Here is a 23,583-nt window from a genome sequence, read left to right as displayed (position 1 = left end):
TTTATATAACCTTTATTAAACTTTCAAATCGATTGCACGTATGACCAATGGATTGAAGAGATAAACCCGCTTGAGAGGTTATTTTTAGAAAGTCTGAAACACCTTCCTTTTTCACAATAGCAAGCAGTCCACCAGATGTTTGTGCATCACATAAGATATATTTTTGTTCTTCCGTCATTTCTTCAATTGTGTGCCCATAGCTTTTAAAATTGTTTATTGTCCCTCCAGATATACAGTCCATTTTGAGGTATTTTTTTGTATTTGGTAATAATGGGATTTTATCATATTCAATAATAGCCGAAATACCACTACCTTCACATACTTCTCCTAAATGTCCAAGTAATCCGAACCCCGTAATATCTGTTAATGCAACTACACTTTCTAGTGATGAAAGCTGTGAACCAATCTTGTTCAATGTACACATAGCAGCAATTGCCACATCAATATGTCCGTCTTCTATCTTTTTTCTTTTTTGTGCAGTTGTTAAAATACCAATTCCTAGAGGTTTGGTTAAGAATATTTCACATCCCGAAACTGCTTTGTTATTTTGTTTTAACCTGCTATTTTCAACAATTCCAGTGACTGCAAGTCCAAAGATCGGCTCAGGTGAGTCAATAGAATGCCCTCCTGCAAGTGGAATACCTGCATCTTCACAAACAGCTCGTCCACCTTCAATCACCTCTCTAGCAATTTCTGGTGAAAGAACGTTGATTGGCCAACCCAGGATAGAAATTGCCATCAGTGGTTTTCCACCCATTGCATAAATATCACTCATCGCATTTGTAGCAGCAATTTTTCCAAAGGTGTAAGGATCATCTACAATCGGCATAAAAAAATCTGTTGTGCTTAAAACTGAAAATCCATTGCCCAAATCATAGGCTGCTGCATCGTCCTTCGTACTATTTCCAACAAGTAAGTTTGGATAGTTTAAAGTAGTATTTTGATTTGTTTTTAAAATAGCGTCTAAAATTGCTGGTGAAATCTTGCATCCACAACCAGCTCCATGGCTATATTCGGTAAGTTTTATTTTTTTCATTTATGGCTCCTTTGTCAATGTTACAAAACCTTCGCATTCGGTTAAATAAAATAACGAATCTTCCATATTATAACACAAATGGTTTACAATAGATTGTGTTCTGGCATTCCCATCATTAAAAATCCTGTAAATGCAGGATTACTAGGCGACAAAGTTGGTGAGACCAGCGTCTTCATTTCATCAATATACTCTTTAAAACGTTGATAAAAATCGAAATTAGGACGTGACTGATATTTAATTTCTTTAAGTTCAAACTGTTGTACAATGAACTTGGCGGTTGTTGGCTTTACAAACACTTCAACTGTTGGTCGATAGTAAACTGGACAGATTGTTACAATAGGCCACTTTGCCATCTTTCCAATTAGCAAGATATCAATGATCCATTGGAAACCCATCTCTTGATTACCATGGATGGTTTCCTCTAAGCCTTTTGCTAGAAGCATTCTTTCATCAGCATTGAGTGTATTAACAAAATCTCGAAATTTAGGTTTTTCAAATAACGAGATCATCGATGACTGGCTCACGACCTTGACCATATTGTTCACGATTTCTTCTGGAAAAGCAAATTTCTCCGGTGCAAATACAGTTTGTGCCAGTTGATTCATTTTCTCAGGATGATGCTTTTTACTAATTTTCACCATGTCAGGATGTTCAAATCCTCCTGGATAACGCATCAGAAATTCATGCTCTGCTTGTTTTAATTTTTCTACATTCATTTGTTTCTCCTTTCTTCTATAAAGCTAAGCTTGTATTTTTGATTTAGCAGAATAATTATAATGTGCTGCACCGTAGGTCATAAAAATACTGCACAATTGGGTGCTTCAACCTTATCTTTTCCTCTAAGCTTAAAAGCCTCTTTTTCCCAACTCGTCTGTCCACCAACGCCAAAACATTTAATAAAATATCCTTACTATCCATATTTCTTTCTATGGACTCAGATAAAAATATATTAGAAACAGAATAAAAATCCGATTTACATAAAACTGTCTGCGCAACCAGCATTTCTTTTGCGTAGACAGCTATTTTTCGGTCCCTAGCAATCACCCCTAGTCGCTCATTTGGTACCATTCCCCCGGTATCTTTTCTGATCGTTTCAATGTCTTCATTACTGATCGGAATTTGTAACTTAGAATCATTTTTTATTTCCTGCTCTGTCTGATACCACCGAATCATGGTAGTTATGTCACTCATATTGAAGACTTCCTTCTTATCTACTATTATATTACACCGACCTGACTTATCCGGTAAATAACGATAGCTCGTAGTACGGTATTCCACCCTACCCACTAGTCCAGGACTAAGAAAGCTCTCCAGATATTGTTTTGTTTTACTCCAGGCCATACATTTTCTCCTATAGATTTTATCCAATAAAGCTGCTTCACTTTATATATTGGTCCTCAAGAAACTACATAGCTTTATAATTACTTCCCGTATTCTATAAAGCTCACTTTCTCTGTAACGTTTTCTCCATAAATCTTCATAATCCATAAACCAATTCTCAATTGTAGTAGCGAGCTTAGCATCTGTTCGTTCTTCTTTTATAACTCTTACAAATTCGATCATCCACTTCATCCCTTGTATATCGCAAAAAACTTCTACAAGATCATCGCTTATGGAACCGTTATAAAAAGGTGCTATCCCTGAGACACGTTCTTCAAGTACTTCTAGTCGGTCATAGCTTTCTAGTAAAAGTGACTCTTTTAGACCTTGAAATTCATTGGTAATGTCTCCAAGCATAAAATCATTATGATATCGACCATAAAACCACTTCATTAAATGTTCCCAAGTAACAACACGCTCATTTCCAATATCTTCTAGCATCTCGACATAGGACTTGTCAAACAATCTATCAGCAGGCTTAGCACTTGGATTCCAAGCTTTTTTTGCACCATATTTTAGTAGTGGGAGCGAAGTAGAAAGATGATTAATTTGTCCAAAATCACCCCAGTCGGTCACCAAAATACCTGCTGCATTATATTTCACGCCATATTCAATCATTTTATCTATATTGCTATATGCGCGTTTATAATCATTCATAAAATGGTTCCAACCTGCTGTAGCAGGACAAGAATAATAAGGTCTATGTGTTCTCTCAAATACAGCGAAATCAGCTTCTTTCACCGTTGCCTCATACCACCAATGAAGGGGTATGGCATCTGTCCGAATCTCATTGATGTATTCAGGGTATTGTAATATAACATCCCCCCAGTACATTGGGATCTTATCATGTTCAATAACCGTATCAAGTATTTGATTTAAAAAGTCAACATACAGCCTTGCTCCTCCTATTTCAGTAAATCTTTCTTTATTCCGCCCTTTTCCCATATCGTAGGTTTCATCACCACAAATATTCAGATACTTGCTTCGAAAACAAGGAGTAATTTCTTTAATCATTTGCCTCACAAGTTCTAAGCTCTCAGGATTCATACAATCGATGGTATGTCGCATTTGACGATTCATCCATGAAAAATGTTCATCGTTAAAATTTTCATATTCGCATAGATGCTTAAAGCTGTGGCTTTTTAACAATTCATAAAGATGTCCAAAGGTTGCAATGCAGGGAATCAACTCAATATGCCGTTCATAACAATAGGCATCCAGCTCCATAAATTCCATGGAGGAAAGACCATCCTTTCCCATACTCGCTTCACTCATAAACGAAAACTGAAAGGTATGTTCCATATACATCTGTAGCTGATTCACTTTATAGTGTGATAAAACATCAATCACTTCTTTGAGATAAGATAATTTTGGAATGCGTCCTCTGGTAATATCTAACATAACACCTCTGTGTTTAAAATAAGGTTCGTCATCTAAGACCTTTTCATTCAATCGAAGACCTTGATTCATAATAAGATCAATCAAGGTAGCAACCCCATAATACTGTCCGACATGTGTTGATGCAATGATTTTAATCGTTTTTGGCGTAATGCAAAGTTGATAGCCTTCTCCTGAGCACACTTTATCTGATAGAATAAAATAAATGGCATTTTCCTCTCTATCTTCATCAATCACTTGGCTTTTCTTCTGGATGTTTAATAGCAGTTTATAGGAATACTGCTCTTCTAAAAAAGCCTTTATCTTCGCATACGGAGATCCTAAAAATACAGGATCACCCTGCTGAATGAATATTTTTGTATTGGGTAATATTGTAAAAGTATTGGATTTTGTTGTTTTCATGATATTGCCTCCACGTCAAGCTACACCTTTCAATTCTTCTCGATTTATTCAGAAAGGCATTACATAGACAATCTTACACTCTTTATACTATTTTGCAAGTAAAAATATTCAATGTTACAAAATCTCCGCATTCGCTACGGTTTCGTAACCGAATGCAAGCTTCGCTTGCACATCAGTTAAATGGGCCAGTTAACTATTGCCTTTACTGTAGATGTTTCTGCGCAGCAACATCTTCCCAACCAACATCAGGATGATGATATCTACCTAATTTTTTTGTATAGTACTTGACTCCAATCACTTGAACTGGACAAAAGTTAAAACAAGCATAACAATAATGGCATTTTTCCCCTTCCCAATAGGGCTTACCAGCTGAAAGTTTAATACGATTTGTTGTGCAAACTTTCTCACATATACCACAACCGATACATCCATCTCCCAGTAAAAATTGAAGTTTCGGCTTTGAATGCCCGCTTACCTTCCACAATTGCTTCATGATCCAATACTGAAATCCTTTTTCTTTTGCTTGTAGTACCTCAATGGAACTTGTGTCTCTTGATTGTATAAAAGAGACAATGCTCTGTATTTCTTCAATAGATTGTTGAAGAATAGGGATAACCTTATCCTCAGCAATCTCTTTTTCCCAATCTAAATTCATTAAGAATTTCGGTGCTACCCCTTTAGGTGTATTGTTAATCATACATATTTCAAAATATGCCTTCAAACTAATATTCTCGTCTTTTAACACCTTATGTAGATGACACCCTGCCTTACCTGGAATACCCCCATGAGTTGCTATTGCATAAACATAGCAGTTTTTTTCAAACTTTATCCTACTAATAAATTCCTGAATGATTTGTGGCGTAGCATTCATGTAAATTGGATAAACAAGCCCTACTGTCTCAACCTCAGATGAAATCATATAATCACTGTCAATAGACAATACAGGAATTAAAGCTGCTTCACCCAATTTCTCTGCTAACTCCATTGCTATAGAAAGCGAATTACCTGTACCTGAAAAATAATAAATTATGTTCTTTGACATCATAACCCTCCTTAAACATTCCCGACCGACTTTTCTACTTAAAGTATAATTTATTCTCTCATGGGCCGCAATACAAAAAAATCCTTCTACATTCAAAGAACGAAGAAGGAAATAATATTAAGCTTGAATTCGCTCCACAAACTGTATCTTTAGACCATTTGGATCTAGTACATAGAAGAAACGAATCATAGGGTTGGGTTGCACAGGTCCACTGTAGATTTCTATCCCATTTGCTTCAAACTCTTTAATTTTCTCATCCACTGAATTGATTTCAAAACCCATTGAAATTTCTTTCCCAATGAGTTTTTCCTTACCATCTTTTTCGCAAATCAGCTCAACCTCTGTTTCTCCAGAACCTAAAAAAGCAAGTTCCATGCCTGTTGGTGAAGTAAATCTTCTTTTGAGTGGCAATCCTACCACTTCTTGATAAAACTTTAGAGAAGCTTCCATATCGTTTACATAAATTGTAGTCCATAAAAATTTCATAGTCATCCTCCTATTGTTTAATTCTTATTAGAACCCATTCACCCACTAGCAGTAACACTGCCATAAAGATGTAGTTTTATTACTCATAAACCCCTCCTAGATCCTACTTAATATCATACTACCATAACTTAAAGTGCTTTTTCTACTAGAACCTTACTATTTCGGATTGCAATACCTTCCAAAATAATCATCGCTGTCAAGAATTATCATCATTTTATATGCAACAGGGGCAAAGTATGCTATAATTACGTGAAACACAAATGATGCTTGCCCAAGCATAGATTAATACGATTATTAATCTCAAAAAAACAGTTTTGAATCAAACGATTCAAAACTGTTTTTAGGTGGAACATCTATATCTAGCTTCACGCTTATAATTATAATTTCTAATTTCTAATTTCTCTACCCTATCTCCTCAACCTTTTATAAAATAACTTCTTTTAGGATAATTAAATCCAGTCTTAAGTTTTACGAAGAACAGTCATACATATGGATGATTTTCCACAACCTCTATTGATTTGCCTTGAAGTTTTTCAATATCTTTTAAAAATGCTGTTTCTTGATTGCTACAAAGTGAAATTGCTGTTCCACCCATCCCGGCTCTACCTGTACGTCCAATTCTGTGAATATATGTTTCGGGAACGTTTGGAATATCCATGTTCACTACATGTGACAATTTTTCTATATCAATCCCTCTTGCCGCTACATCTGTGGCAACCAAAACCCTTATTTCTTTATTTTTAAAACGCTCCAAAGCCTTTAGCCTTTCAGATTGATTTTTATCGCCATGAATAGCTTTAGATCTTATATTTTTTATATTAATCGCTTTACTAACTTTATCTGCTTTCATTTTAGTTCTTGCAAAAACCAATACAGATTCAAATGATTTATCTTCAAGCAAATGCAATAACAATGATGTTTTGTCTGGTTCATCAACGAAATATACTTGTTGTTTAATATCCATTTCATTTGAAGTCTTGCTATTACTTTTAACTTCTATTTTTACAGGATTTCTTAAAATTGAATGAACAAGTTTCGAAACTTCTTGCGGCATAGTTGCTGAAAACAAAAGGTTTTGTCTCTCTTTTGGCAATTTTGATATGATATTTTTAACATCTCGTATCATTCCTAAATCAAGCATCCTATCTGCTTCATCAAGTACAAACATTTTTATACTATTTAAATCAACATATCCTTGTTCAATCAAGTCAAGAAGTCGCCCAGGTGTTGCAACTAAAATATTGGGCTCTCTTTTCATTACCTTGATATGTCTTTTTGGAGTTACTCCCCCATAAATAATACCGGTCTGAATATTTAGATGTTGTCCATAAGTTTGAAAACTTTCACCAATTTGAATAGCTAATTCACGAGTAGGTGCTAAAACCAATGCTTTAATTTGATTGTACACTTCATGATCGATACTATCTTCTGAAAGCATTTGTAATATAGGAATTGCAAAAGCAGCTGTTTTACCAGTTCCTGTCTGTGCACATCCAAGCAAATCTTTTCCACTTAATATTGACGGAATCGCTTTTTCTTGTATTGGAGTTGGTTTTTCATATTTTTGATCTTCTATTGCTTTTATAATAGATGGATTTAATTTTAAATCTTGAAATACCATTTAATTTCTCCTTTCACATAAATACTATATTACATCTTATCACACTTTCTAGAAATTACTATTATTAGATTTTATAAATAAAAAACCGCCTATTAAAGGCGGCTAAAATTGTTCGAAAATATTAATAGATTAATATTCTATTTCCATATCTTAAGGACAAACATTAACACTACTAAACATAATCCAACTAGAAACCTTGCTAGATCCAATGAATCTGAAGATTCATCATTAATAACGCAAAGATCCTCTGTATCTTCTTTTGGAGATAAACTATTATCTTCTTCATAAATCTTATTCACCACTTCTGAAAACGGCTTAATTGGCTCCCTCACTGGTGCTTCTTTTACCTCTTCTGCAAATGGCTTAATTGGCTCCCTCACCGGTGCTTCTTTTGCCTCTTCTGCAAATGGCTTAATTGGTTCCCTCACTGGTGCTTCTTTTACCTCTTCTGTAAATGGCTTAATTGGCTCCCTCACTGGTGCTTCTTTTACCACTTCTGAAAACGGCTTAATTGGCTCCCTTACTGGTGCTTCTTTTGCCTCTTCTGTAAACGGCTTAATTGGCTCCCTCACTGGTGCTTCTTTTGCTACTTCTGCAAATGGCTTAATTGGCTCCCTCACTGGTGCTTCTTTTGCCTCTTCTGCAAATGGCTTAATTGGCTCCCTCACTGGTGCTTCTTTTGCCTCTCCATTTCTGAATACGGCTTAATTGGCTCCCTCACTGGTGCTTCTTTTGCTACTTCTGAAAACGGCTTAATTGGCTCCCTTACTGGTGCTTCTTTTACCACTTCTGCAAATGGCTTAATTGGTTCTCTTACTGGTGCAAAAGGATTTTTCTCTGCACAGCTTGAGCAGGCTAACGCCCCATCTAACATTTGTTTACCACAATTCCCACATAACATATGTATATCTCCTTTTTCTCCCCAAGAAAATTAGCTAATTTTAGCATATTATAAATATTAATATATGTCAAGTATTACTAGTCATTGAGACCAGTCTAGATATATTCTAACTAACACAAAAAATAAGGTTACATCTGTCCACAAAAAAATTTCAGGGTATTTAATTTAATTATATAAGTGATTATAGATAGATTTTTTTAGCCATAAACTTTACTATATTTGGGTATATTCTCATCATAAATAAAACATTTTTGCATCCTGCTCTCATTAAATTGTAATTTTATACGCAAGACCCCAATTGAGTTTGCTTTTATACTTTGTATTTGGTATCATAGGCTTTGTAACAACATTACAATAAGAAATTAAAAAAGTGGAGGAAAACATGATCTCAACGTTTTATAAAACATCAATTTCAAATTTCGAATTTATAAACGCAAAATCATTATGGTTATGCAATGGATAATCAAGAGCCAAAACGTCCGCGACGTATTCGATATAACGGCACTCATCCTAAAGTTTTTAAAGAAAAATACAAGGAACTGCAACCAGAGAAATATGCTGATGCTGTGGCAAAGGTTATTCAAAAGGGTAGTACTCCTGCTGGTATGCATCGTTCAATTTGCGTTAATGAAATATTAGAATTCTTACAAATTACTCCTGGACAAACTGGATTAGATGCAACCCTAGGTTATGGCGGTCATACTTTAGAGATGCTTAAATGTTTAGATTCAAAAGGGCACTTGTATGCAATTGATGTAGATTCTATTGAATTACCGCGCACTAAGGAGCGTTTAGAGCGTTTAGGTTATGGTTCCGAAATTTTAACGATCAAACAAATGAACTTTTCCAATATAGATCAAATTACTGTCGAATCGGGACCGCTCCATTTTGTATTGGCAGATTTAGGGGTCTCTTCAATGCAAATAGACAATCCTGAAAGAGGATTTTCATTTAAGAACGAAGGGCCCTTAGACTTGCGACTTAATCCTAATAGAGGTATCTCTGCAGCAGCTCGTTTAAAAACCATTTCACAAGTTGAATTACAAGGTATGTTGTTAGAAAATGCGGATGAGCCTAATGCTGCAGCAATTGCTCGTGCCATTATTTCCGAGATAAAAAAAGGAAAAGACCTTTCAACAACAACTCAACTCCAACAAATCATCAAAGATGCTCTGAACTTTATTCCAGAAAATGATAGGGACCATGAGATAAAAAAATCCTGTCAACGATGTTTTCAAGCGCTCAGAATTGATGTCAATAATGAATTTGAAGTGTTATATGAATTTTTGGAAAAACTTCCTGCTACCCTTGCCAAAGGTGGGCGCGTTGCTATACTTTCATTTCATTCAGGAGAAGATCGTCTCGTTAAAAAATCTTTTCAACGCTTTTTTCGTGAAGGCGTCTACCTTGAAATAGCTCCCGATTCTATTCGACCATCATCAGAAGAATGTAATGCCAATAGTCGTGCTCGTTCTGCTAAACTGCGTTGGGCTATAAAAGCATAAAGATACATTTCCTTGACCGTATGCAAGTCCTCATAGGGTGAAAATACCTCGTCTAAATATTTTATTCGTTTATTTCTCATTTTAACAACCACCTTCTTCAAGTTCCTATATACACTATTGTGACCAATTCAAAAAACGCCAATAAGCTTACCAGAAGGGTGAAAAAACAAGTGCATTTCTCGTCCATTCAGACAGAAAACACCCTTACAGGAGAGCACCATTAAAACAAATCTTACATACAATAATAGTACATGTTCTAATATGCATGTGTTTCCAACTGCTCTAAAGTGAGTATGAACAGAGACAATTTCAAAATTATTTTTGTTGGAGAGGATACTAATGCAATGGGAAAACAGCTTATTTAATAGAATCAAGAATATACATAGTGATCATTCTTTATATGCGTATGACAACGGTGCACCATTATCACAATGTTATTTAATGGCGTATTTGGCAAAAAACTTTGGTCTAAAAAACCACTTAGAAATTGGTGTATACGACGGCAGGAGCTTTTTTTCTCTTGCAGAAGCATTTAAAGACAATAATGGAAAAGCTTATGGAATTTTCCCTTACTGCGTAGATGAATATGATACATATGAAAAATCAGATCAGTCCGCAAACAACACTCTCAAAGATATTGATTATGAAGCTATGTATCAGAATGTCCTAATTAATACTGGGAAATTTGGGCTTACTCAAGTTGTCAAAACAATAAGAAAGCCTTCTTCAACAGCGGTTTCTGAAACTGAAAACATCAAAATTGATATGCTGTATATCAATGGCTATCTTAATCGTAAGAATCTTCAAACTAGTATTGATTATTATATACCTTCAGTAAGTGACAATGGCCTAATTGTCATAGATGCCCTACATAAAGACACTGTAAAATGCTTATATAAGCAATTAAAAGAAGATTATATTTTACTATATGAAACAACTCGATTTGGTATATTTCAAAAAAAGGAAAAAACTCAGAACAATATACACAGCGCAGAGCTTATATCGATAAAGCTTAAAAACTTATATACAAAATTGCTTGAAATGCAAAATAAGAGTGAGGAGAAATTACCGACTGTTAATGTCGGTTTATTTACCTATAATCAAGAAAAATATATAGTTGAATGTCTCAATTCAATTGTTCATCAAAAGGGTCATTTCAGATTAAACATCATTATCGGAGAGGATACATCAACCGATAAAACTGCAGAAATAATTGATGATTACTTTAAAAATACAAAATTAGAAGAAAACATAACTTTTGAAGTTTTGAAAAACGAAGAAAATTTGGGTATGGTAAGAAACTTAAAGCGAGTACTTAAAGCCTGTAGTGGAAGTCAATATACTGCACTCATGAATGGTGATGATTACTGGATTGACAATCATAAAATTGAAAGCCATATAGCATTTATGGAAAGTCATCCTGAATGTGCCATTACATTTGATAGTATTCATATTTATGATCAAAATAAGAATACGAAAGTGCTATTCGATTTACAACAAGTAGAAATTGGTGAAATTTTTACGACGTCGTATATCATTACAAAATACCTCCTTGGAACCATGTCCTGTTGTTTTTATAGCAGCGAATATTTCGATCAAATTCCGGAACAATTTTATGAAATGTTTGTTGGTGACTGGATGTTAAATATTTACTATTCACAATTTGGAGATATTGGTTATGTGAAGGCTCCTATGACACTTTATAGAATTCATGACGAAGGGATTTGGTCCAGCCTAAGTTCTTATAAAAAAATACAAACAATGATTGAATGTATCGATGACTATAATCGGTTTCTAAATTATGCTTATGATGATGAATTTAGAATAACTCAAAACTATTTGAAAACCAATTTAAAAGGTGTTAAGAATACGATGCCCTGATTATGATTGACGATGTTTTTCCACCGTCTAAAAATGCATAGCTTTTGTTGTTTTGAAATAATCGTTCCTCGCTTAATTAGGTTCTGCCTGTTTTCATGGTTCGTTCATGGAACAAAACAAAGCATGTCCACATATAATGATTCTATAATTGCAATATTACATATAAGGAGTGAATGTTATTGTCTGATAAGAACAATGTAACGACTCATTGGAATGATGTTAGTTCTGATTATGACAACCTAATGGCAAAGGATAAATCTTACCAAATACAACTTGAGACTATCGTTGCAGAAATAAGCAGTTCACCAAAGAGAATTCTTGACTTAGGTTGTGGGACCGGAGCGATTCTTGAAAAAGCTATAAAAAAGTATCCCGACATAGAATACTTTGCATTAGATCCCGCCTCTGAGATGTTAAACTTGCTACAGAAAAAATTTAGTACAAACAGTAATATACAATATACGGTTGGTAGTGCTCATAAACTGGAGTTTGAGGCAAATACCTTTGATTATGTTGTCACGAATTGGGCTTTGCATCATTTAGCTCATGAAGATAAGATAACTTGTGCCAGGGAGGTTTATCGTATCCTAAAGTCTGGTGGGAAGTTTGTACACGGAGACCAGTTTGCTTTGGTTATGGGGCCTGTACAGAGTGAAGAGAGAATTCTACATATCCTAGATCTTTTAACAAAGAAAGCTAAATACTATCTTCAAGAGGTTAGCTTTGAGAGGATGTTACTACAGATAAAACTAATGCCTAGATTCCTGACAGAAAACGGGGAATGTTTGGCTACTACTGAATTCTGGATCCAAGCAATGGAAAGCGCTGGATTTGAACATATCAGAACTATCATCAGTGAGCCAGCATACTTATTAAACAGAGTTTTAGTCGGCACTAAAAAGTGACATGAAAATATCCTTTGAAAGGAATGATTATGATGACTGAACTAAATAATAAAGTAATTGTTACAGTAGCTACAACGGGTTCGAGGTCTTCAAAGCAGGATACAACTTTTATTCCTCTTCAACCGAAGGAAATCGCAACCGAGATATATGCATGCTGGAAAGCAGGTGCTTCTATAGCACACATTCATGTCCGTGATGATCATGGCAAGGCATCAATGGATTTGGAAAAATTCAAAGAAACCGTTAAATATATCCGAGATACTGGGTGCCCCATCTTGATCAACCTTACAACTTCAGGACAATTAGGGCTTCCTGATGATGACAGAATAAAGCATCTTGTTGAATTAAAACCGGAACTGGCCTCCTATGACTGTGGGTCAATGAACTGGATGCATTCTGATATTCATCTAAATAGTCCTAGATTCCTCGAAAAACTTGGGAAGATAATACAGGATAACCATATAAAACCCGAAATAGAAGTATTTGACGCAGGAATGATTTATAATGCACTTTACTATTTAAGGGAAGGAATTTTGGAAGCTCCTCTCCATTTTCAATTTGTTCTAGGAACTGCGGGCGGTATGGATGCTACAATAGAGAATTTGGTATTCTTAAAAAGCTTAATACCTTCAGGTTCTACATGGGGAGCCTTTGGTATTTCCAAGGCGCATTTGCCCATCATGTATGCAACCCTTGCTCTTGGCGGACACATTAGAGTAGGTATGGAGGATAATATTTATTATTCAAAAGGGATATTGGCAAAATCTAATACAGAATTGGTAGAAAGAGCAAAAAGAGTTATAACTGAATTAAATAAAGAGGTTGCTACACCGGATGAAGCAAGAAAGATCCTCAATCTTGAATAAACGTAATGTAAAGCTATAGTACTATTTGATTACTGGATTAAAGAAAATAATGGAGGGAAATGAAGTGGGCAGACAATGGAATGGGCTTCCGCTTGTAATATTTGGTATCGGTGGTTTGGCTACGCAAGTAAAGGGTTTAGTTGATGATATCAATAAGAGTTCAAATAATAGAATTTACGATCTATTGGGGTATGTTTCTAATAACTCTGATGATATAGGACAAGAAGTGAACGGATTAAAGATTATTATTTCAAATGATTTATTTGAAGACTTTTCAAAAAAAAATAAATTACTTGGAATTGCAATTGCAATTGGTGCACCGTCAGCAAAACAAACTATTGAAGAAAACATTTTAATAAAATGCGATAATATTGTATGCCCTAATCTTATTCATCCTAACGCAAATATACCTGCCGGTTGTACGAATGACCTTGGTATAGGTTCTATCATTTTTGCAGGCGTATCATTCGCAACAAACATCAAGTTGGGTAATTTTGTAGTTGTTAACTTCAATTCAACGGTTGGCCATGATATAACAATTGAAGATTATTGTACCATAAACCCGTTGTCTTGTATTTCTGCGAACGTAAAAGTTAAAAAAGGTTCATTAATTGGTGCCTGTGCCAGCATCAAAGAAAATCTGATCCTTGGTCAAAACAGTACTGCAGGGTTAGGGGCTATCGTTGTCAAAGATATTGAAGAGAATACTACTGTCATTTGTAAAGCAGCAACGAAAATGGAAAAAAAATAAGGAAGCAAACCTTTGTTAATATTTAAAAAGTCTATAAAATAAAGTGTGTAAAAACTCTTTTCTGGTAAATAACTACTGGTAACTAGAAATGAGTTTTTTTATGAGCCTGCCTTCGAAAATAGATTACTTTTTATTCATCTGCTAATAGCACGACCTTTTTTTATGTGTTCCTCTACTTTTCCCAGTCGCTTAATAGCACATTTATATCAAATCACATACAATGTAATATACGAATATATAAGGGAGTGAGATTATTCAGAAAAAAGCACCAAAAACACATTTTATCGAGAATCACTGCAGAAGAAATCATAAAAGAAGATACAAATGTAATCGTAACATTGGACAAGCAGATGCAGATATTGGGCCCTTAACACCATCTCAAAGAAATGAAGAGGCCTCTCAAATAAGAGAAGAAGCCACAAATTTCGAGAAGAACCTTCCTATTCCAGAGCATCCAACAAACGATGATGAAGAAAAGTACAAAGATAAGATTGGTAACTATTCAAAGGCGTTACCACATAATGAACTTGGAGAAGTCGACTTATACGCTTACAAAGCATATAAGCGCGCTATCGCAATAGGTAGTCCTTGTGTCTTTGAAGAAATCCCCTTAGGTGGCGACAAAAAACTAAGTAACCCCCAAGGAAGTTATGCATATGAACTTGCTGGAGCGGATTCACATCATTTAGGGATAGCCGTTCCACCTAGTTTTAGTAGTGCATGGATTGCAAGCGAAATGGCTGAGGTTTATTGGATGTCATTGGTGAGAGATGTACCTTTTATGGATTATAGCACCAATCACTTCACCATCCAAGCAGCAAAAGATTTGTCTTTTTTTTCAGCATTTAAAGGACCAAAAGAAAAAGGCATGGTAACACCAAGGACATTGTTTCGAAGTGGTTTTCCTGGAACCCTTAACGGACCATATATATCACAGTTTTTATTGTTGGACATACCCTATGGTGATCGCACCCTTCTTCAATACTACAATACAACCTTACCAGGTGAATACTTTATGACAAAATATAAAGAATGGTTAAATATTCAAAACGGTTTAAATCCGCGTACAAAAAGTAGCTATGAATCTAAACCCAGATACATATACAATGGTCGTGGTTTAGGTGAGTGGGTACACTATGACTTTACATATCAAGGGTATCTGGCAGCTTGTTTAATACTCTTGAATTACGGACAAGAGGCACTAGCACCCACAAATCCATACTTGCGCTCAAAAACTCAGATTGGATTTGTAACTTTTGGATCAGCTCATGTGTTAGATTTTACTGCACGTGCTGCAAGATTGGGATTGGAGGCTGCTTGGTTTCAAAAATTTCAAGTCCATCGTAGGTTGCGTCCTGAGGAATATGGCGGATGTGTAGATAATGTACTAAAAGATTATTCCAATTATCCGATCAACCCAGAAATACTCAACTCACCTGTAGTAAATGAAGTTTATTCTAAATTTGGTTCCTATTTATTGCCAATGGCCTATCCTGATGGTTGCCCTACACACCCAGCATATCCTGCTGGACATGCTACTATTGCGGGAGCTGCTGTAACCATTTTAAAAGCATTTTTTAATGAAGATTATGTGATTCCTGACCCAGTTGTGCCTAGTTCAAACGGATTGTCATTAAGCGCTTTTAAAGGTAAACCCTTAACTATTGGTGGTGAATTAAATAAACTCGCTAGTAATATTTCGCTAGGCCGAGATATGTCAGGTGTACATTGGCGTTCAGATGGAATGGAAGGGATGAAGCTTGGGGAGACTGTGGCCATTCGATTATTACAAGACTATAAGAATACATATAATGAAAATTTCACAGGATTTAAATTCACTAAGTTTGATGGGACAAATATTTCAATTTAGATTTGTGACCGATTTTACAGGTTGCTATAAAAAAGAGAATGCACACCTAATTTATTGACTAAGGATGCATTCTCCATATTTATGTTCCACACTCTCGATATTTAAGTACTGCGAGCCTTAGTTTTTTACTTTGATGTATTTTCCATTTATCTTTTTCATCAGGCCTGTTCCGACAGATGACAATGGTTCCTCTGCTCTTTTGACACTTACTCCAATTTTTTCCTCAATCAACTTGTCTATTCCATCAAGGCAACTTCCACCACCTGTTAAGACAATACCTTTTAGTCCAATATCGGCCACTAACTCTGGAGGCGTCCTTTCTAAAACCTGTTGCACCTGTTCAGTTAAAATAAGTGCGATCGGCATAAGGATATTTTTAATTTCTGTTGAATTGACTTTAATAATTTGTGGAATACCTTTCACCATGTCCAATCCACTAACGGTCATTTCTTTATACTCATACTTAGAATCAACGGTTCCAAGTTTCATCTTGATTTTTTCTGCCATAAGCTCTCCAATAAGAACATGGTGCACTTCACGTACCAATTTAATAATTGCATTATCAAAGTCATCACTGGCTAACTTAACTGATGTATTTGTTACCAGCCCACCAAGTGAAATAACAGCAATATCTGTGGTACCACCACCCACATCTATCAACATATTTCCAACAGCACCATTAATATCGATGCCAATTCCTACTGCCGCAGCAATAGGTTCATCTAAGATAAAAACATTTCTTGCACCCAAACGGTAACTGACTTCTTCAACAGCTCTTCTTTCAATTTCTGAAACACCACTCGGCACACAAATAGTAATATTGGGTTTGAATAGACCTGTACCCCCTGTTTTTTGTAAACAATATTTCAACATAAGCTCTGCATATTCATAATTTGAAATGATACCTTGAAGTAGTGGCTTGACAGCTTTAACGCCATCATGGGTTCTGCCAAGCATTTCTTTCGCTTCAGTTCCAACAGCCAAAACCCGATTACTTCCTTTATTCACTGCAATAACAGTTGGCTCGTTATAAACCAGCCCCTTATGGCTTCTATAAATTAACGTATTGGCTGTGCCCAAATCAATACCAATCTCTTGATGTATCATGGTCACCCTTCTTTCTTTTTAATATTTCAAATAATGCACTATTATGCACATTACATTATTCTAATCATGCCACATTCTCAAGAGAAAATCAATCAATTCAGCGACTAATTATATATTTCTTCTTAAACATCCATTATGTTGAACTTGCATAATTTATATATTTGACATCAACACCACCGTCTCAACATGGTTGGGTGGAGGTGGCAGATAGTACATTTGATACTATTCCTCCACAATAGTATATTAACTTGGATATTTTTCTTTCAAAAATGCAACAGATTGATTTACTAATTTCTTTAACACCTCAACATCAATTTCTGATACTTTATTAATATATACACATGCTTTCCCCGACGTATGTTTTCCAAAATCCTTCAGTAATTTCCCCCATTCTACATCCCCTGTTGCTAAGTACAAGCTAATTTTTGCCTTGCGTGGCGAAAAACCAACGAGCATAGCATCTCCTATATGGCCAGAATCATATTTGTAATGATATGAACCAAATCCAATAATACTTGTCCCCCACATCTTTGCTTCAAGACCAGTCGTTTCAGAAAAAATATCTAATAATGCATACGCATCCTCACGTTTATTGAGATTTTCTATTTTTTCAATAAATTCGATGACGTTATTGTCATTTTCTTGTGTTTTTAGTTTATACATAATTAACATCTCCTTTATTTTCCATTTATTTTTCCATACTCTTGAAATTGTAATACTCCGTACCTGCTCAACACCAGTGTTTATACGTCTGAAAGGCTATTTTTTCTTCCCATTTTCAAGATAAATAATACCACACTGCAAATAATCATTCTTTTTTAAGGCCATTAACATCGGAATGTTATTTCTATGGGTGTCTATTCGGATATTTCCGCATTCTTTAAAACACCAATCTAAACAAAATGTTGCAACACCTCTTTTTTCTCTTAAAGTAGTTATGCGATGTATTACTCCATAGGCCCGTGGGTGATTAGATTGTTGCTCATCAATTTTTCTTAGGCTCTTTTTCTAGTAACCCCTAACGCAAAACCCATGTGCCAGTAGCGTTCAATTGAGTATTCATTACATATCCGCTCCAAAATTCGTCCAGTATAAATACCCTTAAATGAAGGATCTATCACTAACACTTCCACGTCGTTTTTCAAAGAAATATCTCCATGAACTTGGGCTTCAATATATTGATTAAGATTACGGTTTGGCTCTTTGTTTGAAGGATCTGCGAAGGGCTTTTCTAGATTAACTAGCAAATGATCAAGTAGCTTTCGTGGTGTAAGGTTTTTTTCACCTATTGCACAATCTCTAAGGAACGTATCGGTTATGACCTGGTCGATCTGGATGAAAATGCAAAGCAACCCTAGCATGACCCTTTATCTTATCTACAGCCTCTCCAAATGCTTTCTGATCGATATTTGACATTTGAAGCACTTCCTTAATTGTTAGCTGAGCTTCATTTTTTTGACTTCTTGCGTATTTTGTTATATAATTTAGCGCCCTTATTTGTGATTTTGTTAATTGGTCTGATACTTTCATGATTTTCCTCCTAATTTACGAAATCACTACTTTTACTCTCCCAAGGGGAAAAGAAATCTATGTTAATTTAACTTGATTCATTATAGCAGAAATTTACAAAAAAGAGAATGTTCCTTAGGGTATTACCTAGTAAGCATTCTCTATCTATATTTCCACATTCTTCAAGTACTAATTATGCGTACTTACTCAACCCAATGTTTATAATTGATTTACCGGCTTTTACCCCCTCTATTTCTGTTGTCTCTTTTAAATAAACATCTGCTTTTTTACTGTTTATTAAATTTTAACTGCTTATTATTAGGATGGGTCAGACCTCGGGAACATATCCATGCTGTTTTAAATCAAAAATCAAATTACTAGTCTGCTTTTCTCCTAAGATTGCATAGCAACAGGTTCAAAGCAAATTCTTCTGCATGTTTAAGGTCATCACTGTCAGGTTTACCCTTGTTCATTCCCCCGAAATACTTTAGAAAGCTGTTAGTGTTAAAGCCTTTGCAGCTGAATTCGCCTACTATTGCGTACCCCTTTGACTGCAGCTTTTGTCTTAGCATAGAATGGTCCTTAGCAACCTTGGCATCTCCCTGTATTGCGCTTGTTGAGAAAATAAAGGCTGGCTTTTTATTCGCTTCCGGTAGCATGTCGGCAAGATCAAGCAACGGTTTGTAATGCCTTCCGCTGTCTATACCTGCACCGAATCCTATAAGATTATACTCTTGAAGTTCTTCCAGAATTACATGCTTAGGTGCTATTACCTGTGCATTCAGCACCTTCGAAAATTCATCAGCAATTTTCGAGGTATTGTTATGATGATATGAATAGACTATAATAAGACACTTTGTTGACACGGTACCTGTAGATTTGCTTTCTTCCTTCATAGTTTTCACCTCCATACTTTATCGGTTAAAAAATAGCCAATTTACTATTAAAGATTTTTCCCAAAAAAGTTTATTTTTTCGAGCAATAAGTCGATTCATTAATTCCCCGAATTAACAGCCAAAACATAAATGAGAATTCAGCTATTGTTGTCGGCAACAATAGGATTGTCTCTATAGTTCCATTTGGAATGAGAAAATGTACTATAACTGCCATCAGTCCAAATATGGTTTCAATTACAAACAGAATACCGAACACTTTTGGAATAAATCTCGACTTATAGATCAAAAATCCAAGAGGAAGTACCCATAGGGCAAAGAAAATCTGACCGATCATATATCCATGCCCATGTAAATTATAAAAAAGCATTGCCAGAGACTGACGCTGGCTGGAATTAAAAGCACCCGGATAATCATTACCGCTTAAGATGTATAGTGGTGCAAATTCATTCAGAATATTAAACATAAGCAATACGCTCCCAGCAATTGCAAATATGACCATTGCCGCTGCCATATTCTTATTTACTGAAGAAAGCAGTTTATATAAAATCAAGGCAGTGAACAAATAACTCAGAGACATTAGGATATCACTTACAATTCCTATTCGATATAAGAAGACATTTGATAAAATGTTACTGGCTGTTGCAACAATATCTTTTGAGACGAATAGTTTTTGACGGAAAAAAATCTCCGCAAACAAACCGAATACCACCATTAGCAGGAAGAAAAGACCTGCAATCCGTGCAGTTTTTTTGTTCGAAATGATGTTTTCTCCTCCGTTGTATTTCATTTGGGTTATGTTATCTGTAAAATTATTATTTGTCATTTTGAATTATCCTCCCTTTTGCTCTTATCTTCTATGATTTCATAAGAAAACTCATCTTCTATGTGATTGACCGAAATCAAGTCAATACCCAAGTCATTAATTTTCCGAAGGACGCCATACAAAGCCGATTGATCGATGAAATGTCCACATAGCTTCGTGGTTAAATTGGGCTGCTTTATAATAATAAGCTCTTCAAACCACGTCTCTTGAATATACCCACTAATGACAATTACGTATAGCACGCTTCATCACCTCTTCCACTTAAGTGCAAGCACTATAATCGACGCATTTCCTAGAATCTCCACTGCTGAGAAAAACATATAATGGAGTATTACGTCCGATCCCACAAAAAATGACCCAAGTTGATAGATGATCATGAGAATGCCAGCACCGATATTCATCCTTCTATTGGCCTTGTAAGGCAGAATTATCGATAATACGACCATCAAAATCGGAATTTCCAGTGAGATTCCTGCAAGCAGTAAAAATCCCTCTGTCATCGGAATTCCTGCGATATTGCCCTCAACCAATCCCCTTATAACCGACATCTCCATATTGCTTAAGAGATCGCACAAAATGTAGTTCAGGGAAAGAAATATCCACAGCTTTGATAGCAGCATAGGTATCTGTTCACTTTGTTTTTCCGGTAGTACTGAGCTTTGTGTCTTCACTAAAAAAACCTCCTCGTTATAGTTACTTATTTATTATAAGCATACTAAAATCGATGAGGTCTGTGCACCTTCTAAAGTAGGGTATCGCACTATAAAAAGTAGGTTTTCCTTTACTGAGCACCCACTATACCAAGCCAAGCTCTTTCGCTTTGGCCACTGCCTGTGTACGGCGATTCACTTGTAACTTTCCAAAGATGTTTTGATTATAACCCTTTACAGTACTAAGTGCTAAAAAAAGTGTGTCACAAATTTCTTGGTTGGATAATCCCGACACGATCAACGCCAGCACCTCAAGCTCTCTAACTGTGAGGAGTTCTGAGAGCGACTGATTGGCATGTTCCTTTTTAAACGACGGTCTATTGCCCTTGTTTAATGCCTCTACCTCCAATACCGGATCTGGGTGAAGGGGTGTCTCTGCGTTATCAATCATGATTTCCATTTCTTCGAGGGTAATTTCATCAGGAAGTGGATTCATAAAGTAATACACTTTGCCCTCCATGATGCAGTCGCGTGCTAAATCATAGAAACCCTCACTACAATAAACTCTCGAAAGGAGCAGATAGTATTTGTATTTCCAGTCCATTATAGCATATCGCTGACCATAGGCCTTGCTCTTCTCGAGCAATGCGTATGCATCCCTGTTTTCACTTCGTAAAAAGGCGATTTTGGCTAAGCCCAAGTATAGACTAGCCAGTAGGATAGGGACGCAATTCTGCTCAATCACTCTTGAAATCGTCTGTTCAAATAGAGCTTTTGCTTTACTCAAGGCTCCCTGCTGAATATACAATTCACCGAGCACCATGTAAAAGGAATTCTCAGTCAGTGGATTCACAAAACTCCTAATGCTCTTTAAGGACTGGGCAATCACTACTTCTGCCTCATGTAGATCTCCCATTCCCCAATGTGCGATTGCGAGCAACATGCTCACAACCCCTCGCTTATAATACTGCTCGCTGGGAATCCGTATGAGGGCGTCCCGAGCATGTGTGAAAATCCCTTCAACATCCCCTGTAGCAGCGGCAAGATACCCATATGCGGATGCAATCGTCGCTGGCAATAAATCAAACTGAGTAATGTCGCTTATAATAATGTCTTGGGAACACGCATCTGCTTGACACCGATCGTACAAGTCCTGCGCCTTGTCAAACCACGCTCTACTAGCTTCCATCTCTCCCATATCGAGCAGTGCCCACCCATACCCCATGGCAAGTACAGGACTTCTGTCAATAATAACCGCAGGCAATCTCTTTGCCATGTCAAGCCACGATGTCGACTGAAGCTGAATGTCCATTTCAGCCCATTTACACTCAATCAGTGCTGCCGCTTCCTCAAATGCATTTGCCTTTAGCAAGTGATGAATGGCCTCTTGCTCACGTCCATTTGTTTTGAACCAAAGCCCCGCACGAAGATGGAGCTTTTCTAACTCACTCTTTAACTGATGGTCTAGACGTTGTCTGAGAAGATCTCTAAAGAGGTGATGATATCGATACCATTGATGAGATGAATCCGCAGAGATGATAAAACTGTTCGTCTTCACAAGCCTCTCAATGGTGGTACTGCCGACGCCTGCTTCGAGCTGGAGCACAGCATCACAGAGATCACCTGAAAAAAACTCTAGCATGGAAGTTTTAAGTAGAAACGTCTTGATTTCTGGAGGATGGTGCTCAAGTACCTCCTCCATCAGATAGTCCATAATATAATAATGACTGTCTGTAAACGCCTCGATAAAAACTCCTATATCATCAAGTCCCTGCATCGAGAGCGCCGTCATCTGAAGACCCGCAATCCAACCTTCTGTTCGCTTGATAAGGTGCTGCAGTTGTGCCTCTTCTAATGTTAAATGAAGCTGCTGCGAAAAATAAACTTTCACCTCATCCTCTGTGAATCTGAGCTCTGAAATTCTGAGTTCGAGAAGCCTCTTGCTTGCGCGCATCTTTGCCAGTGGAAATGGAGGATCTTCCCTGGTAATCAAAACTAACTGCAACGACGGTGGAAAGTGTTCGAGCATCGTCCTAAGCACTTGATGGATTTGTTCATTTCGTATGACATGATAATCATCTAATATCAAGATAAATGGAGACTTAATGGTATGTATCTGATTGATCAATGCTATTAAAAACGCCTCAAACCCAATAGATTGAAAAGCGTCTAGTAACTGCTCCAGCGCTTCAGAAACATGCTCATCAATAGGCTTAATCCCAGCTACTAGATATGCAAAAAACTGCATCAAATCGTTATCCCAATCATCTAGGGAATACCAGCAGTAAGCCCTGTTCTGTTTCGATAGCCAGGCACTTACAACCGTTGATTTACCTGAGCCCGCCTGTGCAGACACTAGAATCACTCTTGCCAAGTGGCTGTCCTTTAGCAGTTCCTCTCTTGAAATCACGCTGTCAGGTAGCTGAGGCTTATGCAGTTTTGTCGTCAATACGGGAAATATCATAGGTCCTCTCACCACTCTCACTCATTTTTATGCTTATATTATACATGAAATAAGTGTAAAAGTAAAAATGATTTTATAACCCCCCTTATC

Annotated in this window: 22 protein-coding genes and 1 pseudogene; 6 read left to right on the top strand and 17 right to left on the bottom strand. The window is 36.3% G+C overall.

From position 1 onward, the window contains the following. Position 1: 1 nt before the first annotated feature. From CVU84_08955 to CVU84_08915, 9 genes are all read right to left on the bottom strand, one after another. Positions 2–1,036, bottom strand: a complete 1,035-nt coding sequence (locus CVU84_08955; GenBank protein ID PKM94636.1) for a selenide, water dikinase SelD — start codon at positions 1,034–1,036, stop codon at positions 2–4. Between the two features lie 83 nt (positions 1,037–1,119). Continuing rightward, positions 1,120–1,752 carry a hypothetical protein gene (locus CVU84_08950; GenBank protein ID PKM94635.1) on the bottom strand — a complete coding sequence of 211 codons (633 nt, stop codon included), beginning with the start codon at positions 1,750–1,752 and terminating at the stop codon, positions 1,120–1,122. Between the two features lie 55 nt (positions 1,753–1,807). Next, positions 1,808–2,377 carry a hypothetical protein gene (locus tag CVU84_08945; GenBank protein PKM94634.1) on the bottom strand — a complete coding sequence of 190 codons (570 nt, stop codon included), beginning with the start codon at positions 2,375–2,377 and terminating at the stop codon, positions 1,808–1,810. Positions 2,378–2,419: 42 nt separating this feature from the next. Next, positions 2,420–4,216: a hypothetical protein gene (locus CVU84_08940; GenBank protein ID PKM94633.1), complete on the bottom strand. Its 1,797-nt coding sequence runs from the start codon at positions 4,214–4,216 to the stop codon at positions 2,420–2,422. Positions 4,217–4,418: 202 nt separating this feature from the next. Beyond that, positions 4,419–5,258, bottom strand: a complete 840-nt coding sequence (locus CVU84_08935; GenBank protein PKM94632.1) for a hypothetical protein — start codon at positions 5,256–5,258, stop codon at positions 4,419–4,421. A gap of 117 nt (positions 5,259–5,375) precedes the next feature. Then, positions 5,376–5,744: a glyoxalase gene (locus tag CVU84_08930; protein ID PKM94631.1), complete on the bottom strand. Its 369-nt coding sequence runs from the start codon at positions 5,742–5,744 to the stop codon at positions 5,376–5,378. Positions 5,745–6,225: 481 nt separating this feature from the next. Continuing rightward, positions 6,226–7,365 (bottom strand): DEAD/DEAH box helicase, encoded by a 1,140-nt coding sequence (locus CVU84_08925; GenBank protein ID PKM94630.1) that lies wholly within the window; start codon positions 7,363–7,365, stop codon positions 6,226–6,228. Positions 7,366–7,502: 137 nt separating this feature from the next. Further along, positions 7,503–8,033, bottom strand: coding sequence for a hypothetical protein (locus CVU84_08920; GenBank protein PKM94629.1), 531 nt, complete (start codon positions 8,031–8,033; stop codon positions 7,503–7,505). Further along, entirely contained in the window at positions 8,030–8,266 is a 237-nt protein-coding gene (locus CVU84_08915) for a hypothetical protein (protein ID PKM94628.1), read from the bottom strand. Before CVU84_08915 ends, CVU84_08920 begins: the two co-directional genes overlap by 4 nt. 455 nt (positions 8,267–8,721) lie before the next feature. Here CVU84_08915 and mraW point away from each other — a divergent pair, with 455 nt between their 5' ends. The 6 genes from mraW (at position 8,722) to CVU84_08885 (ending at position 16,044) form a co-directional block, all read left to right on the top strand. After that, a complete protein-coding gene (gene mraW, locus CVU84_08910) occupies positions 8,722–9,771 on the top strand; it encodes a 16S rRNA (cytosine(1402)-N(4))-methyltransferase (GenBank protein PKM94627.1) in 1,050 nt (349 codons plus the stop codon). 339 nt (positions 9,772–10,110) lie between these two features. After that, positions 10,111–11,652, top strand: coding sequence for a hypothetical protein (locus tag CVU84_08905; GenBank protein ID PKM94626.1), 1,542 nt, complete (start codon positions 10,111–10,113; stop codon positions 11,650–11,652). A gap of 173 nt (positions 11,653–11,825) precedes the next feature. After that, positions 11,826–12,557, top strand: a complete 732-nt coding sequence (locus tag CVU84_08900) for a class I SAM-dependent methyltransferase (protein ID PKM94625.1) — start codon at positions 11,826–11,828, stop codon at positions 12,555–12,557. 32 nt (positions 12,558–12,589) lie between these two features. Next, the gene (locus CVU84_08895; GenBank protein PKM94624.1) at positions 12,590–13,423 is read left to right on the top strand and encodes a 3-keto-5-aminohexanoate cleavage protein; all 834 of its coding nucleotides are present in this window, start codon (positions 12,590–12,592) and stop codon (positions 13,421–13,423) included. Positions 13,424–13,472: 49 nt separating this feature from the next. Next, complete coding sequence (locus CVU84_08890; GenBank protein PKM94623.1) at positions 13,473–14,174, top strand: acetyltransferase; 702 nt, start codon at positions 13,473–13,475, stop codon at positions 14,172–14,174. Positions 14,175–14,457: 283 nt separating this feature from the next. Beyond that, a complete protein-coding gene (locus CVU84_08885; protein ID PKM94622.1) occupies positions 14,458–16,044 on the top strand; it encodes a phosphoesterase in 1,587 nt (528 codons plus the stop codon). 117 nt (positions 16,045–16,161) lie between these two features. On the opposite strand, the gene CVU84_08880 is transcribed toward CVU84_08885, so the two are convergent. The 8 genes and pseudogenes from CVU84_08880 to CVU84_08845 form a co-directional block, all read right to left on the bottom strand. Further along, positions 16,162–17,151, bottom strand: a complete 990-nt coding sequence (locus CVU84_08880; protein ID PKM94621.1) for a rod shape-determining protein — start codon at positions 17,149–17,151, stop codon at positions 16,162–16,164. A 243-nt stretch (positions 17,152–17,394) separates the two neighbouring features. Beyond that, a complete protein-coding gene (locus CVU84_08875; GenBank protein PKM94620.1) occupies positions 17,395–17,814 on the bottom strand; it encodes a hypothetical protein in 420 nt (139 codons plus the stop codon). Between the two features lie 332 nt (positions 17,815–18,146). After that, positions 18,147–18,681, bottom strand: a pseudogene (locus tag CVU84_08870) (hypothetical protein). A gap of 356 nt (positions 18,682–19,037) precedes the next feature. Next, positions 19,038–19,556 carry a flavodoxin gene (locus CVU84_08865; GenBank protein ID PKM94619.1) on the bottom strand — a complete coding sequence of 173 codons (519 nt, stop codon included), beginning with the start codon at positions 19,554–19,556 and terminating at the stop codon, positions 19,038–19,040. 70 nt (positions 19,557–19,626) lie between these two features. Continuing rightward, positions 19,627–20,379: a DUF4386 domain-containing protein gene (locus CVU84_08860; GenBank protein PKM94618.1), complete on the bottom strand. Its 753-nt coding sequence runs from the start codon at positions 20,377–20,379 to the stop codon at positions 19,627–19,629. After that, positions 20,376–20,621, bottom strand: a complete 246-nt coding sequence (locus CVU84_08855; protein ID PKM94617.1) for a hypothetical protein — start codon at positions 20,619–20,621, stop codon at positions 20,376–20,378. Before CVU84_08855 ends, CVU84_08860 begins: the two co-directional genes overlap by 4 nt. A gap of 6 nt (positions 20,622–20,627) precedes the next feature. Next, entirely contained in the window at positions 20,628–21,050 is a 423-nt protein-coding gene (locus CVU84_08850) for a hypothetical protein (protein PKM94616.1), read from the bottom strand. Between the two features lie 124 nt (positions 21,051–21,174). Continuing rightward, complete coding sequence (locus tag CVU84_08845) at positions 21,175–23,493, bottom strand: hypothetical protein (protein PKM94615.1); 2,319 nt, start codon at positions 23,491–23,493, stop codon at positions 21,175–21,177. Positions 23,494–23,583 lie beyond the last annotated feature (90 nt).

The sequence above is a fragment of the Firmicutes bacterium HGW-Firmicutes-1 genome, from assembly GCA_002841625.1.
Classification (GTDB): Bacteria; Bacillota; Clostridia; order Lachnospirales; family Vallitaleaceae; genus HGW-1.
This window is presented reverse-complemented; position numbering and strand designations above follow the sequence as displayed.

Excerpts from the sequence above, each read along its gene's own strand:
- CVU84_08940 (PKM94633.1), bottom strand. The coding sequence starts at position 4,216 with ATGAAAACAACAAAATCCAATACTTTTACAATATTACCCAATACAAAA.
- CVU84_08930 (PKM94631.1), bottom strand. The coding sequence starts at position 5,744 with ATGAAATTTTTATGGACTACAATTTATGTAAACGATATGGAAGCTTCT.
- CVU84_08845 (PKM94615.1), bottom strand. The coding sequence starts at position 23,493 with ATGATATTTCCCGTATTGACGACAAAACTGCATAAGCCTCAGCTACCT.
- CVU84_08880 (PKM94621.1), bottom strand. The coding sequence starts at position 17,151 with ATGATACATCAAGAGATTGGTATTGATTTGGGCACAGCCAATACGTTA.
- CVU84_08925 (PKM94630.1), bottom strand. The coding sequence starts at position 7,365 with ATGGTATTTCAAGATTTAAAATTAAATCCATCTATTATAAAAGCAATA.
- CVU84_08875 (PKM94620.1), bottom strand. The coding sequence starts at position 17,814 with ATGTATAAACTAAAAACACAAGAAAATGACAATAACGTCATCGAATTT.
- CVU84_08945 (PKM94634.1), bottom strand. The coding sequence starts at position 2,377 with ATGGCCTGGAGTAAAACAAAACAATATCTGGAGAGCTTTCTTAGTCCT.
- CVU84_08935 (PKM94632.1), bottom strand. The coding sequence starts at position 5,258 with ATGTCAAAGAACATAATTTATTATTTTTCAGGTACAGGTAATTCGCTT.
- mraW (PKM94627.1), top strand. The coding sequence starts at position 8,722 with ATGGATAATCAAGAGCCAAAACGTCCGCGACGTATTCGATATAACGGC.
- CVU84_08895 (PKM94624.1), top strand. The coding sequence starts at position 12,590 with ATGACTGAACTAAATAATAAAGTAATTGTTACAGTAGCTACAACGGGT.
- CVU84_08905 (PKM94626.1), top strand. The coding sequence starts at position 10,111 with ATGCAATGGGAAAACAGCTTATTTAATAGAATCAAGAATATACATAGT.
- CVU84_08860 (PKM94618.1), bottom strand. The coding sequence starts at position 20,379 with ATGACAAATAATAATTTTACAGATAACATAACCCAAATGAAATACAAC.
- CVU84_08950 (PKM94635.1), bottom strand. The coding sequence starts at position 1,752 with ATGAATGTAGAAAAATTAAAACAAGCAGAGCATGAATTTCTGATGCGT.
- CVU84_08890 (PKM94623.1), top strand. The coding sequence starts at position 13,473 with ATGGAGGGAAATGAAGTGGGCAGACAATGGAATGGGCTTCCGCTTGTA.
- CVU84_08900 (PKM94625.1), top strand. The coding sequence starts at position 11,826 with ATGTTATTGTCTGATAAGAACAATGTAACGACTCATTGGAATGATGTT.
- CVU84_08915 (PKM94628.1), bottom strand. The coding sequence starts at position 8,266 with ATGTTATGTGGGAATTGTGGTAAACAAATGTTAGATGGGGCGTTAGCC.
- CVU84_08865 (PKM94619.1), bottom strand. The coding sequence starts at position 19,556 with ATGAAGGAAGAAAGCAAATCTACAGGTACCGTGTCAACAAAGTGTCTT.
- CVU84_08955 (PKM94636.1), bottom strand. The coding sequence starts at position 1,036 with ATGAAAAAAATAAAACTTACCGAATATAGCCATGGAGCTGGTTGTGGA.